The organism is Hymenobacter qilianensis, assembly GCF_014638675.1.
Taxonomy (GTDB): Bacteria; Bacteroidota; Bacteroidia; order Cytophagales; family Hymenobacteraceae; genus Hymenobacter; species Hymenobacter qilianensis.
Map to the genome: position 1 here is coordinate 1513863 of NZ_BMFN01000002.1, position 15466 is coordinate 1529328.

Here is a 15466-nt window from a genome sequence, read left to right on the forward strand (position 1 = left end):
CAGCGCTGCGCAGTTGTGGTAGCAGCACTTGCTAGGCAGTGCTCAGTTAATGACTTACAAAAAAAGCCCCCCAGAGACATTCTAGGGGCCTTTTTTGTAACTAGAGTTCAAAGTTACAGGGCGTTTAGCTTCAGCAGCGCTCTGTCTTCTGCTGTAACATCAACCAAGGCGTACCGCTTCTGATTAGTAATTTCTATCTCATCTAATGCATCTACCATATCCTTGTATTTAGCATTAGCAGTCATCTTGAGATACACTACAGCAGTCGGGTTCACTCGCTGCAAATCAAGCAACACTTTCCTTAGTCCCTCCGGCCCGAGATTGGTAGTGTGCAGCTCTGGTCGTTCTCCAAAATCGCTATTTAGCCCAAAGAAATGATAGGCTTGGCCATTCTGACCTATAATCACAGTTAATACACTCCTACAAACAATCCCACCAAGCCTGTCTCCGCTACACGTAGGGCGCACAGGCGTGGCTAGCTTTATCATTGAGGGCTTAGCAAACTCACCCGCCATAATAAAAAACGTTACCAGCAGAAACCCCAACCCCACCATAGGAGTCATATCGGGCAGGAGCTTGCTACCGGATCGGCGGCCAGGCTTGCGGCGGTTTAGTGGGTTGTTGATGTTATCAGCCATAAAACAGCGGGACATAGTGGAATGCTAATGTAGCAACGCCGCTGTCTTCGTTCTTATTGCTGCGCCACTTTCCTGCGTGTTCTACTGCGCTATCGAGGCAATCAGCTTCGTATCGGCCCAATGCCAGGCTTTATCCAGCTCTTGCTTGATTTGCTGCGCTTTGGCCTTGTTGCCCGCGCCAAGATAGGCCTGATATAGCCCCGACAACGCCCAGCCATTGTGCGGCAGCCGCTCCAAATCCTGCTCATAGACCGCAATGGCCTCTTTGTATTGCTTATCGGCGAGCAGCACGGCGCCCAGCTGGTGCCGAACGGAGAAAAACCAATCGGGGGGCTCATTGTATTTGAGCGCATCTTCCAGCACTACGGCTTCGCGGAGCACGGCAATACTTTGGGCATGTTTGCCTTCGCCGTGTAGAATGGCGCCATCTAGCTCACGTTGGGCAATGTCGGTGATGGCGCGCATGGAGTTGATGCCAAACAGAACCGCCTTTAAGGTGGTATCCTGGCCGAGCACGCGCAGCTGTTCCAGCTCGCGGCGCGCATTTACGGTGTTCTTCTTACCGACCCACGCCATACCACGCGCATAGTGCCGAATGGCTTGCGGATACACCAGCGTTGTATCGAAGTTTTTCATGGCCAGCACCTCATCCCAGCGCCCAAACTTTACGGCCACATTGTAAGGAATAGTGTAAAAATGCTGCAATGACGGCCCCAGCACTGTGTTTTTCATCAGCGGCTTACTTACGTGGGCAGCCAGCTTGGCGGCTCCGCGCAGGGCCAACCGGCTGTTGCCCTCCAGCGTAGCCGTGGCCGTCAGGAAGTGGTAGTTGTGCGGATGATAAGCCAGCGGATAAGCGCCCTGGGCGTGGCAGGCGGCCGTGTAGCTGCTGTCGGCCTGTAGCGCTTCAAGATTAGCGAGGGTACCCTGGTGGTAAGCGCCGGTTCGGATATAGGTGTGCGAAGGCATGTGCAACAGATGCCCCGCGCCGGGCACTAGGTGAGTCAGCAGGTCGGCGCTTTTATTGGCCGCTTCGGGATGGGTAGACGCCTCGGTGGCGTGAATGTAGAAATGGTTGGCGCCGGCGTGGTTTGGATGACGCTTCAGCACTTGCTCCAAGGTGCTCACAATTTCGGCGGTCCAGGGCTGGGGCTGGCCGTTTTTCTGCCAGATGTCCCACGGGTGCAGGTTCATCACGGCCTCGGCATACATGGCCCCAATATCCGGGTCATCAGGAAATTGCTGATACACCATTTTTAGGGCCGCTGCATAGGCTTGGTCGTAACCAGACCGATCAGCGACCGGAGCGGGCGGGTAGCGCTTCACCAACGCCCCAATAAGCGCCTGCTCTTTCGGACTGGCAGTTGCCGCCAGCCGCTGCGCCTTCTGCACCGCCTGATATGCCCGGCTGAAATTGTCGGGCTCCATGCCCGCGTTATAGTTGGGGCCCAGCACGTAGCTAAAGCCCCAGTAGCCCATCGCGCAGGTAGAATCCTGACGGGTGACTTCGTGAAACGAGCGGGCTGCCTCGGCATGGTTGAACCCGTAAGCCAGCATCAGTCCTTGGTTGAAGTACTTAATGGCTTCCGGGTTTTTAGAACTGATCGGGAAGGCAATTCCTTCTAAACCAGGCAGCTGGGGGGCTTTTTTGCCTGAGGCGTACCAAGCCGTATCTACTACCACGGGCGGCGCGCACATGGTAACCGAAACGGGCTGCGAGGCCGGGGAAACCCGGCGGGCGGTCTGCTCCTTGGTGGTGCAGCCAGCCCCTATTCCCAGCACGACAAGACCGACAGAAACAGTATATCTCAGCATACAATTGCTTGTTAAAATGAGACATGCCCGGAGGCTGCACAGCCATTTGCGCCGCTGGGGGGCTTTTTCAGCATCCGCCGAACGCGCGTTCCTGAAGTCAGCGAAACAATCCTCTGTTGCTCAGCAGCGAATGACGTATTATTAAGTTACGAAACCTCGTAATTATCTGCAACAGAGCGCACTGCAAACTATGCAGCTTCTGCCCCCGAATCACGCGGAAAGGTGCTTGCGCCATCCGGCTAACCCGCAGACCGGCTAACGCACCCCGTATGGTGGAGCTTGCAACTGCCCTGTTTCTTCTCTAGCTTACTACTACAACGTCCACGCGCTCTGCTTGCCGGCGGCTTTGCCTTCGTAGCGCGGGGCTTGCGACAGCCGACGCCCGCTGTCATTCATTTGCTCGCTTTTCTCCTGACTATGATTGTTCGAGAAACGCCCTCCAGCTTTACCTGCATCGGCCAGCACGACCACGCACATATTTCCGGGGTTATGGCAGATCATTGGCTGGGCGTGTATTTTGGCGATGCATCGCGGCGGGATGATGTGACGCTGGCCGTGTATGAGCACGACCGGGCCTGGATTCCACTGGATGCCGAGCCGCTCTGGAACGAACAGACACAGGCGCCCTACTCCTTTCTCGACTTCCCGCCCGCACCCCGCCTCCATCACTACGAGCAGGGCATCACGGAGCTGGAAAACCTTTCGCCTTACGCTGGCCTGCTGTCCAGCCTGCACTACACTGGCTTTCCTGAAATGGCCAAACTAGCGGCGGGTCGAGAGTTTTTGCAACAGGAAGCAGGCCGCCAGCAGCGGCTCCGGCGGCAGTTGGGAATCAATGCCTCAGGGCAGACCACCCTCGATTTTCATGTGCAGCTGCTTAAGTTTCTCGACCGGTTGTCATTGTACCTGTGCATGAACGAGCCGGGCGCCGACAAAGAACACGAGCACCCGTGGTACAAAGGCGGCATTCCCTTCTCCGACTACTTCGACTTCACCGACCACCAGCTGATTCAAACCAAATGGGCTTCCAGGACCCAGGTGCAGGTCGTGCCGTTTCCCTTCGATGAGGCCTTTTGCGTGACGCTGCCTTGTAAAGAGCTGCGCAAAAACGAGTTGGCAGACGTTGGCTTAGCGGAGTGCTTTCAGCGTGCTCCCATCCAGAAACTGCCGGTCTGGATTACGGAATAAATATCTAGGTCAAACCAATGCCTGGGGGGCTTTTTTGCTCACTTCGTTGGCTAAAGGGAAAGGTGGCGTGGTTCGCAAAAAATCTAATCTCCCTTTTACAATCCTAAACTGAGTCTATTGAAGCAGGGAAAAGTAGCTTAAAGGCCAAAATACTACTCATAAACGCTAGCATATTTCCGACACCAGAAGCCACCTTTCTCAAATTACTTTGTCTGTTTATCAGTAACTTAAGGTTTAATAATTCACACTAACCCCTTTCAATTATGAACGACCAAACCGCTTTAATTACTGGTGCCTCCAGCGGCATTGGTTTCGAGCTGGCCCGGTGCTTCGCGCGCGACGATTACCGCGTCGTGCTGGTTGCCCGCCACCTCGATGAGTTGAAGGAGGCTGCCCGCCTGCTTCATCAGGAATTCGGAGGTGTTGACATTGTACTGCTGCCCTTCGACCTGAGCCATCCGCAAACCCCGGAGCTGATTTTTGCCGAAACCAACGAGCGGGGTCTGCAAATTGATGCGTTGGTAAACGATGCCGGCTTCGGCGAAACCGGCTACTTCACCGACACTGATATGGATACTGAGCTGAACATGATTCAGGTGAATGCGGCCGCGCTCGTGCACCTGACCAAGCTGTATCTGCGCGGTATGGTGGAGCGCAACTACGGCCGCATTTTGCAGCTGGGTTCTATTGCTTCGTTCTCGCCCAGCCCCTGCCAGGCCGTGTACGCCGCCACCAAGGCCTTCGTACTCAGCTTCACCGAGGCCGTGCAGCACGAGCTGAAGCAGCAGAAGTCGGCCGTTACGATGACCATTCTGTGCCCACCGCCCACCGATACCAATTTCTTCCACGTGGCTCACGCCGAGCATACCCGCGCCGCCAGCCACCCTGCTTCGGCCCGCGAAGTGGCCGAAGGAGGCTACGACGACATGATGGAGGGCGAAGCCCGCTCGCTGCCCACCGTCAGCGCCAAATTCAACTTTTTCTCCAGCCTGGTTCTCCCCGATTCTATGCTGGCCACCCTGATGAACACGCAGTTACAAAGTGCCAGACGCTAAACCATCCCTCCGCTGAAAACGCCTCCCAACCAATTCGGCCGGGGGGCGTTTTTATTTGTACCAAAGGCTCACCCTAGCCTGCACCTCACTACCTACTATTTGAAAATAATGGATACCGATACCCCGCGCGTTTTTTCTGCCGATACCGAGGAGGCCTTATGGCAGCAGGTGACTGCCGATATTAATCAGCAAAGCGAGCTGTTTGAATACGATGCAGAGCTGGTGCAGGCGGGCTACCACATCCGCATGGCCATCGAGATTGACCTGGGGGGCGGTTTTGAGGGTGGTTTTGAAACCACGGCGTTTACCGCTTTAGTCCCCAACCACACGCCTCTGCGCTTTTCCATGCATGAGCAGGATTGGGTGCATGAGATTGGCAAATTACTCGGCCTCACTGACATAGAGCTGGGCGACCCGGAGCTGGACGCTACCTTTATCATCACCACCAACAGCGCCGAGGTGCTCCGCGACCTGCTGCTTTCCGACCCCGAGCTGCGCCAAACGCTGCTGCGCCACTCCACGGCGCGCCTGGCTCTTGCACCCACCTCCGAAAGCCCTGCCGCCGAGGTTTATCTGATGTTCACCAAGGACGCCGCCATCATAGATCCGGCCGAGCTGCGCGCAGTCTATCATCTCATGATCAGCTTGTTGCAGAAGATAGCCTCCCTGCCCATCCCCGCTCCCGACGCGCCGGTTCAGTAAGCGCTACCTGTATTTCCAGCTGCTTTTGCTCCCCTTGACCAGGAAGCTGACTGGTTATGCACTAGGCTGATCTGCTGTGAGCTGAACAAGCTGTATAAACCACTCGCGTGTATTGACTAAAGTGGGTTGAAAGGATAATTTAGCAGTATATCCTCTCCGCTATGGTCTCTTTTCTTCCCACTCCTGTTGTCAATACTGTCGCTGTTGGTTTCAGCCTTTTGCTTGGGTTGCATCATTCAGCAGCATTGCCTCCCGTTAGCCCTAGTATTTCAGTTAGTACTTCTTTGCCAGCGGCTAGCACCCTGTCTACGCCGGCGCCAAGCTACACGGTCATCGACCTGATGCCGGACTTCTGGAAGTTCTGGCAACAAGCCCAGGGCAAAGATGAGCAAACGCAGGTGCAGCTGTTCCGGCAGCTGGTCTCGAATCCTCATCCCGAAGTGTACAATAACAACGTACTCGGCGGCAGCCCCGACAAAACGTTTGATGACGACCTGCCGCAACGCTACCCGAAAATACTGGCTCTGGTGCAGCCCAGAATGGCCATCGTGGAGCGCCTGTCGAAGCAAATTGGCAAGGATCTGCCGCGCTACGAAAGCCGCTTCCGCCAGACCTTTCCCGACCTGAACTATACCGGCCGCATCTACTTCATGTATTCGCTGGGGGGCTTTGATGGCGGCACGCGCACCATAGAAGGCAAGCAGGCCTTGCTGTTTGGCCTCGATATGATGGCGTACGTGTATGGCGACGAAGCCGACCCCGAGCCCTTCTTCGACCACGAGCTATTCCATGTGTACCACTCGCAGTTTATGGAAGAAAATGACCAGCTCATCGCAGCGCTGTGGCGTGAGGGGCTGGCTACCTACGTGGCGCATGCTCTGAATCCCAAAGCTGCGGGTGTCGGTTTGTTTGGGCTGCCGCGCAACACCCCTGCGCGCACCCAAGCCGATTTGCCCCGCTACGCCCGGGAGCTGCACGCGGTATTAGGCTCCACTTCCAGCGAAGAGTATGCCCGCTACTTTTTGGGTGGGCGAGATGAACAAGCGCCTACGCCGGCCCGCTCTGGCTACTACATCGGCTACCTCGTAGCCGAAAAGCTGGCCAGGAAGCACTCGTTGCAGGAGTTAGCCCACGCCCCGTTAAGTAAGCTTCGCCCCGAGATAGAGCAGGCCCTAACCGAGCTGGAAACCCAGGCAGCCACTAAATAGCGCTTATGCAGGATTGCAGGCAATAAAAGCCCCCCAGCTTTTTAGGTAGCCGCAGGATCCGGGCTTGTGCTGCTTGCAGGCGTCACGTTTAGTATTTTCTGTAGCTCCTGCGCGTTCAGCACGCCGGCCCCACCAATGCCGTTGTTGAAGTAGATGTAGGCCTCCTTCACCGTGGGCTCAGCCTGAATTTCCTGGGCCACGCGCTGCAAAAACGCTTCATCGTACGGCGATGTGTACAGCACCGGCACACCATGAAAGCGGTAGTATACCTGCGGCGTGTTTACGATTACTTCATCGGGCAATGCGGCCGGGTAGCTTTGCCCGCAAAATGTGATGCCGTGACGCGTCAGCGCCCGCAGAATTTCGCCTTCCCACCAGCTTGGGTGCCGAAACTCCACCACGTTATGAAAATCAGGATCCAGCAGCTCCAGCATGCGCCCCAGCAATTCCTCGGTGTAGGCGGCTTTGGGGGGCAATTGAAACAGAACCGGCCCCAGCTTTTCGCCTAGACCTTCGCGCACCGTGCCGTAGAAGTCGGCCAGCACGGGCGCCGCTTCGGCGTTGAACTTCTTGTAGTGCGTAACGGTGCGGGGGGCTTTTACGGCAAACCGAAAATCGGCCGGGCTCTGCCCAAACCAAGTTTCGAAGACCTTCAGCTCCGGCATGCGGTAGAAGGTCACGTTGACTTCCAGGGTATTAAAATGGGTGCAGTAATACGCAAACCACTTGCGCGGCGGCAGACCTTCAGGATAAAAAACGCCTTTCCAGTCGCGGTAGGAAAAGCCGGAGCAGCCAATGTAGTACGCGGGCATAACGGACAGAGTAGATAAGGTTGGCTTCTACGTAATTGCTGCGCTGTTACTCATCATTTGCCGATAGATTACCCGCCTCCCGTTTCCATCGGGCGCTCGTGCCGCTGGAGCGTTACGCCCTCGTTTAGCTTTGCCCTGAATTGAATGCTGGGGGCTTTTTCATCGAAAAATACTCAGCCATTTACCAGCCTCCCCCGTAAAACTCACGGCTGAGACAAGCGAAAATCATCTATTTTCAGATTATACTTAAGCTGTTCATCCACGCCGACAGGTAACTCATGAAATGAGCCCCTCAACGGGTTACCCTACTGAAACGCTGTTTTGAGTTAGTTGTCAAAGGATAAGCATGCGGTAGAGACGCAATATTTTGCGTCTCGCCGTTGCGAATGCGAGGCCGATGTCGTTCAACGACGAGACGCAAAATATTGCGTTTCGTCGTTGTTCTAATCAAATGGCTACTTTGTTTTTGCGCCCTGAGTTTATACACAGCAATTCATAAATAAACTCTCAGTCAGTAAACCCGCTGCGCTGAGTTATTAACCTGACCACATCATGGCAGACGATAATCCGGAAATCAACCTTTCAGAAGCAGGCGGCAGTCATAATGAGGCTCGGCGCACCTTTCTCAAACAATCCTCCCTGCTCACGGCTATGACGTTTGCGCCCGGCCCTATTGTGCAGGCCGCCGCAGCCCAATTCGACGAAAAAGTAGCAGCCGCTTTCGAGAAAGTGCCGCTGAAGCTGGAAGTGAACGGCGTAAAGCACAAGCTCTCCGTAGAGCCGCGCACCACCCTGCTCGACCTGCTGCGCGAACAGCTCCACCTCACCGGCACCAAGAAAGGCTGCGACTACGGACAGTGCGGCGCCTGCACGGTGCATGTAGATGGCAACCGCATCAACAGCTGCCTGACCCTGGCTGTGATGCAGGAAGGCCGCAAGATCACGACCATTGAGGGCTTGGCCAACGGCGACAACCTGCACCCCATGCAGGAAGCATTCCTGAAGCATGATGGCTTTCAGTGCGGCTACTGCACGCCCGGCCAGATTATGTCGGCGGTAGCTTGCATACGCGAGGGCCACGCCAACTCGGAGGGGGAAATCCGGGAGTTTATGAGCGGCAATATCTGCCGGTGTGGGGCCTACTCCAATATTGTGGCGGCCATTCAGGAAGTGAAAAACGGCGGCCAGAAGGTCTAACAGCGCAGCTATGAACCAGTTTCAATACGTACGGCCGACCAAGCAGAAAGCCGCCATCGACGCCCTGGCCAAAGACGCCAACGCCCAGTTTATTGCCGGCGGCACCAACCTGCTGGATTTGATGAAGCGCGGCGTAATTGCCTCCCAGAAGCTCATCGACATCAACCGGCTCCCGCTCACCAAAATTGAGAGTCAGAACGGCAGCCTTCGCATCGGCGCGCTGGCCCTGAACGGCCCTGTGGCCGAGGACAGGCTGGTGCTGGAGCGTCAGCCGCTGCTGGCCCAGGCCCTGAGTGCTGGTGCTTCGGCCCAGCTGCGCAACATGGCCACCGTGGGGGGCAATATGTTGCAGCGCACCCGCTGCCCCTACTTCTACGACACGGCCATGCCCTGCAACAAGCGCGAGCCCGGCACCGGCTGCGGCGCCCTGGAAGGCATCAACCGTATGCACGCCATTTTTGGCTTCTCGGATAAATGCATCGCTGTGCACCCCTCCGACATGAGCGTGGCCCTAGTGGCCCTGGACGCCACGGTGCTAGTCAGCGGCCCCAAAGGCGACCGGCGCATTCCCTTCAACGACTTCCACCGCCTGCCCGGCGACACGCCCCAAAAAGACACCAACCTCGAACAAGGCGAGCTAATCACAGCCGTGGAAATTCCAGATGCTCCTTTCACCAAGCACGTGAGCTACTACAAGGTACGTGAGCGGGCCTCCTACGCTTTCGCGCTGGTATCGGCCGCCGCTGCGCTGGAGTTGGATGGCACTACCATTAAATCGGCGCGGCTGGCCATGGGCGGCGTGGCGCACAAGCCCTGGCGCCTGACGGCGGCCGAGCAAGTATTAGTAGGCAAGCCCGCCACCGAGGAAACTTTCCGGCAAGCCGCAGAAGTAGCCATGCAAGGCGCTAAAGCCTTCAAGCACAACGCCTACAAGCTAAAGCTGGGGCCTAATACCATTATTCAGGCACTGAAAACCGCCGCGGCCGCTTAAGCCCTCTCGTATTTATGAAAACGCCAGAAAAGCAAATCGGAGCGCGGATGAACCGGGTGGATGGCCGCCAGAAAGTGACCGGCGCCGCTACCTACTCGGCCGAATACCAGCTGCCGGGTATCACCTACGCCGTGCTGGTGGGCAGCACCATCACCAAGGGCCGTATTACGTCCATCGACACCAAGGCGGCCGAACGGGCGCCGGGGGTGTTGGCCGTCATCACCCACTTCAACTCCCCCAAGGTGCCGGGCTTCGACACGGCGGGCAAGGATCCCTCGCAGCCAGCCACAGTGGGTGGCCCTATTAAGGTGTTCAAGGACGACAAAATCCGCTTTAATGACCAGCCTATTGCTATTGTTGTTGCCGATTCTTTGGAGCGGGCGCGTTTCGCTGCGGGCCTGGTAAAGGGGCAATACGCCCAGGAAAAGCACCAAACAAGCCTTGAAGCCGCCAAGTCGCAGGCTTTCCTGCCCACTTCCGCGAAGAAGAACCCGAAGCACCCCATGAATGACTACCAGCGCGGTCAGGTGGATGCCTATAAAACCGGCGCTATCAAGCTGGAAAGCGAGTACGTGGTGCCCACCGAGGTGCACCAGCCTATGGAGTTGCAGGCCATTACGGCTCACTGGGAGGCCCCCGACCGACTCACGATTTACGACAAGACCCAGGGCACGATGGCTACGCGCCGCGACTTTGCCCGCGAGTGGGGCTTGCCCGAGGAAAACGTGAAGGTGATTGCCACGTATGTGGGCGGCGCCTTTGGTAATGCCCTGCACAGCTGGCAGCACGAGTCGGCTGCCATCATTGCGGCCCGGGTGGTGAACCGACCCGTGAAGCTGATGCTCACCCGCGAGCAGATGTTTACCATGGTAGGCTACCGGCCCTATACTTGGCAGAAGCTGGGCATGAGCGCGACGCCTGACGGCAAAATCACGGCCATCACCCACGAGGCTATCGGCCAGACCTCTACTTTCGAAGAGTTTACGGAGTCGACGCTGGCGCAGACGCGCATGATGTATGAGTCACCCAACCTGACCACGCGTTACCGCATTGCCTCCCTGGACGTGAACTCGCCCATCTGGATGCGCGGCCCCGGCGAGGCTACCGGGGCGTTTGCCCTGGAGTCGGCCATGGACGAAATGGCCCACCTACTCAACATCGACCCCCTGGAGTTCCGCCTGCGCAACTACACTGAGCAGGACCCGGAGAAAAACCGGCCCTGGTCGAGTAAGTTTCTGAAGGAATGCTACCAACTCGGTGCCGAGCGCGTTGGCTGGAACAAGCGGCAGCTCAAACCCGGCTCGCTGCGCGACGGCGACTGGCTTATCGGCTACGGTATGGGTGTGGGCACGTTTGGGGCGCACCGGGGCTCCTCTAAAGCCAACATCCGTCTGCTGCCCAACGGCACCGTACTGCTGCAAAGCGCGGTCACCGACATTGGCCCCGGCACTGCCACGGCCATGACCCAGATTGCCGCCGACACGTTGGGGCTAGCGCCCGAGAAAATCAAGTTTGAACTAGGCAACTCCAACTTTGCGCAAGCACCCACGCAGGGCGGCTCGGCCATTGTGAACACCGTGGGCCCGGCCGTGCAGGAGGCCTGCCTAGCCTTGAAGGAGAAGCTGCGCACGCTGGCGGCTTCCAGCAATGCAGCCTTTGCCTCGGCCAAGAAGGAAGATGTGGTCTTCGCTGAGGGCTACCTTACGCTGAACGGCAACCCCGCGGCGCGCGTTCCCTTCGCCGACCTGCTTCAGCAGGTTGATGGGGGCTTTGTCACGGTAGAGTCGAAGCCCCAGGGCAATGCCTCCAAGAACTACTCCATGTACTCGTTTTCGGTACACTTTGCCGAGGTGAGAGTCCATGCTCTCACCGGGGAGGTGCGGGTAAGCAAGCTGGTGTCGTGCGCTGATGCTGGTACCATTGTGAATGAGAAAACTGCCGGCAACCAGATGAAAGGCGGCGCTGTGGGCGGTATTGGTATGGCCCTGATGGAGCACGCCATTATCGACGACCGTTTTGGCCGCTACATCACCAAGGACTTTGCCGACTACCACGTGCCGGTGCATGCCGACTCGCCGGACGTGCAGGTAGCATTCGTGAACAAGCCTGACCCGTATGTGAATGCCCTGGGCACCAAAGGCATCGGCGAAATTGCCATCATTGGAGTAGCGCCAGCCATTGCCAACGCCATTTTCAACGCCACGGGCAAACGCATCCGCGAGCTGCCCATCACCCCGGATAAGCTGCTGGTGTAGTTTCAGTGTAAAACGCGGCTGGGGGGCTTTTTTATTAGTATCTACTAGTAAAAAAGCCCCCCAGCTTTTATCTCGTCACTCCGGATATCACAATCAGCCAATAGAGGAAATATACCAGCGGAATGAGCATCATATACACCCACCAGGTTGGGTGCATCAGCCGGTCTTTCCAGCTTCTCTGGTCTTGTCTGTGCGTATTCATGAGCTTAGCTACCGTTGGATAGTGCTGTTCTACCGAAATACGTCGTCTGCTGTATCCCGTCACTGTTGGCTTTGAAAGTGCTCGCAACACCTCGCTGAAGCAGGAAAAACCGCGCGGTGCGTGCTCACGGCAGACTTATCCATTGCTGCACCCGCCGCGCTTCGGTTAGTGCCTTGCTACTCCCGAACCGGTGGCTTTTGCTAGCCCCGTTTCAGGCCCATGCGCTCCACTGTTTCGCCCTCAAAATCGAACTGAATGAGTATCGCGGGCTCCTCGCCTACTACCCAGCCGTCGTGGCCGGGCGCGATGGCCACTACCTGAGGGGCAATATATTCTTCCATTTCCCCATCTCTGTATTGAATAGCCAGGTGGCCTGCGGCCAGAAAGCCCACGTGCGCATGCTCGCACAGCTCCGTTCCAATCACTGGCTTCACGTCCTTCGACCACCGAAAACCAACCGGGTACACCAGTCGCTTCACGCGCGAGTTGCCAGTGCGTACTACATCCACCTGTACGCCGCCGATTTCGTGGCGCTCAGCATTTTTCAGGGGGCCTAATAATGTGTCAGTAGTCATCATTGGTGCAGAGTGAAAACACAGGAAGTGAAACGCGGAAGCCTACTTAAATATAGTAAATTCCTGGCATAGCCTGGCGCTGCTTGCCGGACTTGCGTCTGCATATTTTCAGGTTCCGGGCCGAGCTTGGGGCGCAGGCCTTACACGAATAGCGTGGGGGGCTTTTTTGCCCCGATCACCTTTATAGCAGCGGGCCGCCAACTGCTTTACTGCTCCTGAAAATGATACAGGAAGGTGATTATGCCGGTGTAAGCAGGCTTTTTGGAATCCATAATCTCCAGCGCCACTTGCAGGCGGGCCTTGGCAATGCCGCGCAAATTAGCCACCGAAAGCAGCGTAGCGCGCAGGCGCACCTGGCTATTCACGGTCACGGCCTGGTTGAAGCGCAGCTGCTCGATTTCATAGTTGACCTGCATTTTCAGGTTCTCGATAGCTACAATCTGCTGCCACAGATACGGCAGCAGCGCCACGGTGAGGTAGCCGTGGGCGATGGTAGCCTTGAAGGGCGACTCGGCCAGCGCCCGCTCGGGGTCTACATGAATCCACTGGTGGTCGAGGGTGGCGGCGGCAAACTGGTTGATCTGCTCCTGCGTGACGGTGTGGTAGGCCGATACGCCTACTTCCTGCCCCACGAGGCTTTCTAATTCGGCTAAGCTGCTGATGGTACGTTTGGTCATGGGTAGGCTAGGGAGAAGTAATAACGCCCAAACATACGTCGTGGCAGTCAGTAATCATGGTAGAGGGCTGCTACTAGCGTGCCGCCCAAGGCTCAGCCATCAGCCGCATGGCCTTATCATCCTAAGCGAGCCTGCCAATCCTGACGGCTGCCCTCAACGCTTCCGCCTCATGGTATAGCCCGACGAATATTTGCGGGCGCAGCTAGGCGTAGAGCCGAGCTTTGCATCAGGTTATTTACCAGGCAGTTCGGTAAGCTGAAAGGATATTTTTTTCGAGGTTTGCTTGATTACTTTGAAAAACAAAGTACTTTTGAAAGACGATTTACAATTCCCCAACGCACATCCTGAATCCGCGGCCTTCTCTCCATGATCAGCACCCAAAAGAGCAAACCGGGTAAGAGTCGTAAGCACCAGCTACTGGCCGGATTTGGTGCCTTTATAGTGGCGCTGGCGGTGTTTCTTTTTACCAAGTGGAAGGAGGCATCTGATCAGGGCGGACAGCTGCCGCTGGCACCGTTTCGCATTGCCGGCAACCTCTATTATGTGGGCACCCGGGATGTTACTTCTTTTCTGCTTACCGGCCCCAAAGGCCACGTACTGATTGATGGCGGCTACCCCGGCTCCGCCCCGATGATCCTGAAAAGCATTGCCACGCTCGGCTTTGCCATCAAGGATGTGAAAATCCTGCTCAACTCACACGCTCACCTGGACCACGCCGGTGGCCTGGCGGCCCTGCAGCAGGCATCGGGGGCGCAGCTGTGGGTGAGCGAAGCAGATGCCGACATGATGGCATCCGGCGGCGCCAGCAACCGGAACATGGCTCCGGTGAATCTACTCGTCTATCTGGGGCTTCTCAAATATCCTTCGCCCCGCATCGACCACCAGTTTCAGGATGGGGAGCAAATCCGGCTGGGGCCTATCCAGCTCACCGCCCACCTTACGCCCGGCCACACGCCCGGCTGCACCACTTGGTCGTTTCCGGTCCGCGACGGCAACCGGGAGCTGCTGGCCGTCAATGTAGGCGGCCTGACGCTGCCCATGCCCGCGTCGTTGTTTGATTGGAGCTACGATGCAGTTACTAAACAGGATTTTGAGCAAACTTTCAAAACGCTACGGAGCCTGCCCGCCGACATTTACCTGACTCCTCATGCGCGTGCTTTTAGCCTGAAACGCAAGCTGCAGGAACGCGCCACCGCCCATGACCCCGTAGCCCCGTTTCTCGACCGGGCGGGCTACCTCGAAGACATCGGCAAAGCGGAGGCAGCGTTTCGCAAAACGCTCCAGGAACAGCAGAAGCAATAGCCGCTTTTCCGGCAGCCAAGACTATTTATCGACAACAACAGCGTTTTCCTTCATCCTCGAACCCAAATCCTTACTCTCATGACTCTCACCAAAAGTATTTCTCTCGTTGCGCTGGTTACTGGGCTCCTGTTGCTCATCCCTTTGACGGCTAAGCTGACTATGGCGAATATGCTCTGGACCGCAGAGGATTTCGTTGCCGCTGGAATCATGCTCTTCGGTGCCGGCCTCACGTTTGTCCTGATTGCGCGGTTGGGGAACAATAACACCTACCGGCTGGCCGCTGCCGCGGCAGTAGGCGCCGGGCTCCTACTCGTATGGGCCCAACTGGCGGTAGGACTCGTGGGAAGCGAAGACAACCCCGTCAACCTGCTGTTTGGTGCGGTGCTGGCCGTCGCCTTCATCGGGTCTATAGCTGCTCGCTTCCAGCCACGCGGTATGGCCAACGCCATGTTCGCGGCCTCGCTGACTTACGTGGTGGTCACCCTACTGGCGCTATTTGTTTGGCCGCCCTCCCCTGACACCGCCGAGCCTCAGGTACGCCTAGCGAATGTGCTAGCCGCAAATGGAATATTTGCCGCGATTTGGGCCTTTTCGGGTTGGATGTTTCTCCGCGCCAGCGCCTCCAGCTCGAATCAGAACCGACATCTGGCGTAATGGTGTAAAACAGAAAGCTACACCCAATAGTAACCTGACTATGTAATGGCTGATGCTTTTATAACCTATGGGATTATCCTCTATGAATTGATAGCCAAGTAATTATTGACGTCATACTTATTCTGATACCAGCAACGCCCCGCAACCACACAGGTTCCGGGGCGTTCTTGCTTGCTACTTCTGCCGCTATGTTCT

Annotated in this window: 15 protein-coding genes; 9 read left to right on the forward strand and 6 right to left on the reverse strand. The window is 56.8% G+C overall.

Annotation, left to right across the window (positions count from 1 at the left end; genetic code table 11):
• Positions 1–113: 113 nt before the first annotated feature.
• The 3 genes from IEW06_RS14075 to IEW06_RS14085 all read right to left on the reverse strand — a co-directional run bounded on the left by IEW06_RS14075 (position 114) and on the right by IEW06_RS14085 (position 2954).
• The gene (locus tag IEW06_RS14075; protein ID WP_187733081.1) at positions 114–638 is read right to left on the reverse strand and encodes an ExbD/TolR family protein; all 525 of its coding nucleotides are present in this window, start codon (positions 636–638) and stop codon (positions 114–116) included.
• Between the two features lie 81 nt (positions 639–719).
• Positions 720–2453 (reverse strand): tetratricopeptide repeat protein, encoded by a 1734-nt coding sequence (locus IEW06_RS14080; RefSeq protein WP_229743126.1) that lies wholly within the window; start codon positions 2451–2453, stop codon positions 720–722.
• 312 nt (positions 2454–2765) lie between these two features.
• Positions 2766–2954 carry a hypothetical protein gene (locus IEW06_RS14085; RefSeq protein ID WP_188548504.1) on the reverse strand — a complete coding sequence of 63 codons (189 nt, stop codon included), beginning with the start codon at positions 2952–2954 and terminating at the stop codon, positions 2766–2768.
• Here IEW06_RS14085 and IEW06_RS14090 point away from each other — a divergent pair.
• The 4 genes from IEW06_RS14090 (at position 2871) to IEW06_RS14105 (ending at position 6606) form a co-directional block, all read left to right on the forward strand.
• Entirely contained in the window at positions 2871–3641 is a 771-nt protein-coding gene (locus IEW06_RS14090; RefSeq protein ID WP_187733083.1) for a DUF3891 family protein, read from the forward strand. The two genes, IEW06_RS14085 and IEW06_RS14090, sit on opposite strands and share 84 nt — an antisense overlap.
• A 263-nt stretch (positions 3642–3904) precedes the next feature.
• A complete protein-coding gene (locus IEW06_RS14095) occupies positions 3905–4696 on the forward strand; it encodes an SDR family NAD(P)-dependent oxidoreductase (protein WP_187733084.1) in 792 nt (263 codons plus the stop codon).
• A gap of 108 nt (positions 4697–4804) precedes the next feature.
• Positions 4805–5398, forward strand: coding sequence for a hypothetical protein (locus tag IEW06_RS14100; RefSeq protein ID WP_187733085.1), 594 nt, complete (start codon positions 4805–4807; stop codon positions 5396–5398).
• A gap of 284 nt (positions 5399–5682) precedes the next feature.
• Entirely contained in the window at positions 5683–6606 is a 924-nt protein-coding gene (locus tag IEW06_RS14105) for a DUF2268 domain-containing putative Zn-dependent protease (RefSeq protein WP_187733086.1), read from the forward strand.
• A 41-nt stretch (positions 6607–6647) separates the two neighbouring features.
• Here the strand turns inward: IEW06_RS14105 and IEW06_RS14110 are convergent, their stop codons facing one another.
• A complete protein-coding gene (locus IEW06_RS14110; RefSeq protein ID WP_188548449.1) occupies positions 6648–7418 on the reverse strand; it encodes a DUF72 domain-containing protein in 771 nt (256 codons plus the stop codon).
• A 552-nt stretch (positions 7419–7970) separates the two neighbouring features.
• On the opposite strand from IEW06_RS14110, the gene IEW06_RS14115 reads away from it, so the two are divergent.
• Genes IEW06_RS14115 through IEW06_RS14125 form a run of 3 tightly spaced genes read left to right on the forward strand, consistent with a single transcriptional unit; the run spans position 7971 to position 11861 of the window.
• The gene (locus IEW06_RS14115; RefSeq protein ID WP_187733087.1) at positions 7971–8615 is read left to right on the forward strand and encodes a (2Fe-2S)-binding protein; all 645 of its coding nucleotides are present in this window, start codon (positions 7971–7973) and stop codon (positions 8613–8615) included.
• Between the two features lie 10 nt (positions 8616–8625).
• Complete coding sequence (locus IEW06_RS14120; RefSeq protein WP_187733088.1) at positions 8626–9606, forward strand: FAD binding domain-containing protein; 981 nt, start codon at positions 8626–8628, stop codon at positions 9604–9606.
• 14 nt (positions 9607–9620) lie between these two features.
• Complete coding sequence (locus IEW06_RS14125) at positions 9621–11861, forward strand: xanthine dehydrogenase family protein molybdopterin-binding subunit (RefSeq protein WP_187733089.1); 2241 nt, start codon at positions 9621–9623, stop codon at positions 11859–11861.
• Between the two features lie 402 nt (positions 11862–12263).
• Here IEW06_RS14125 and IEW06_RS14130 read toward each other — a convergent pair whose 3' ends face one another.
• Together IEW06_RS14130 and IEW06_RS14135 are read right to left on the reverse strand one after the other, a co-directional pair.
• On the reverse strand, positions 12264–12641 hold the full coding sequence (locus tag IEW06_RS14130) for a cupin domain-containing protein (RefSeq protein WP_223284715.1): 378 nt from the start codon (positions 12639–12641) through the stop codon (positions 12264–12266).
• A 203-nt stretch (positions 12642–12844) separates the two neighbouring features.
• Positions 12845–13315 (reverse strand): MaoC family dehydratase, encoded by a 471-nt coding sequence (locus tag IEW06_RS14135; RefSeq protein WP_187733090.1) that lies wholly within the window; start codon positions 13313–13315, stop codon positions 12845–12847.
• Positions 13316–13681: 366 nt separating this feature from the next.
• Between IEW06_RS14135 and bla the strand changes: the two genes are divergently transcribed.
• Together bla and IEW06_RS14145 are read left to right on the forward strand one after the other, a co-directional pair.
• Complete coding sequence (gene bla, locus IEW06_RS14140) at positions 13682–14617, forward strand: subclass B3 metallo-beta-lactamase (protein ID WP_188548450.1); 936 nt, start codon at positions 13682–13684, stop codon at positions 14615–14617.
• Between the two features lie 78 nt (positions 14618–14695).
• The gene (locus tag IEW06_RS14145) at positions 14696–15271 is read left to right on the forward strand and encodes a hypothetical protein (RefSeq protein ID WP_187733092.1); all 576 of its coding nucleotides are present in this window, start codon (positions 14696–14698) and stop codon (positions 15269–15271) included.
• The last annotated feature ends 195 nt before the right edge of the window (positions 15272–15466 follow it).

Bases quoted from the DNA above. Each gene is read 5' to 3' on its own strand.
- IEW06_RS14075 (WP_187733081.1), bottom strand. From the start codon at position 638: ATGGCTGATAACATCAACAACCCACTAAACCGCCGCAAGCCTGGCCGC.
- IEW06_RS14080 (WP_229743126.1), bottom strand. From the start codon at position 2,453: ATGCTGAGATATACTGTTTCTGTCGGTCTTGTCGTGCTGGGAATAGGG.
- IEW06_RS14090 (WP_187733083.1), top strand. From the start codon at position 2,871: ATGATTGTTCGAGAAACGCCCTCCAGCTTTACCTGCATCGGCCAGCAC.
- IEW06_RS14085 (WP_188548504.1), bottom strand. From the start codon at position 2,954: ATGATCTGCCATAACCCCGGAAATATGTGCGTGGTCGTGCTGGCCGAT.
- IEW06_RS14095 (WP_187733084.1), top strand. From the start codon at position 3,905: ATGAACGACCAAACCGCTTTAATTACTGGTGCCTCCAGCGGCATTGGT.
- IEW06_RS14100 (WP_187733085.1), top strand. From the start codon at position 4,805: ATGGATACCGATACCCCGCGCGTTTTTTCTGCCGATACCGAGGAGGCC.
- IEW06_RS14110 (WP_188548449.1), bottom strand. From the start codon at position 7,418: ATGCCCGCGTACTACATTGGCTGCTCCGGCTTTTCCTACCGCGACTGG.
- IEW06_RS14115 (WP_187733087.1), top strand. From the start codon at position 7,971: ATGGCAGACGATAATCCGGAAATCAACCTTTCAGAAGCAGGCGGCAGT.
- IEW06_RS14120 (WP_187733088.1), top strand. From the start codon at position 8,626: ATGAACCAGTTTCAATACGTACGGCCGACCAAGCAGAAAGCCGCCATC.
- IEW06_RS14125 (WP_187733089.1), top strand. From the start codon at position 9,621: ATGAAAACGCCAGAAAAGCAAATCGGAGCGCGGATGAACCGGGTGGAT.
- IEW06_RS14130 (WP_223284715.1), bottom strand. From the start codon at position 12,641: ATGATGACTACTGACACATTATTAGGCCCCCTGAAAAATGCTGAGCGC.
- IEW06_RS14135 (WP_187733090.1), bottom strand. From the start codon at position 13,315: ATGACCAAACGTACCATCAGCAGCTTAGCCGAATTAGAAAGCCTCGTG.
- bla (WP_188548450.1), top strand. From the start codon at position 13,682: ATGATCAGCACCCAAAAGAGCAAACCGGGTAAGAGTCGTAAGCACCAG.
- IEW06_RS14145 (WP_187733092.1), top strand. From the start codon at position 14,696: ATGACTCTCACCAAAAGTATTTCTCTCGTTGCGCTGGTTACTGGGCTC.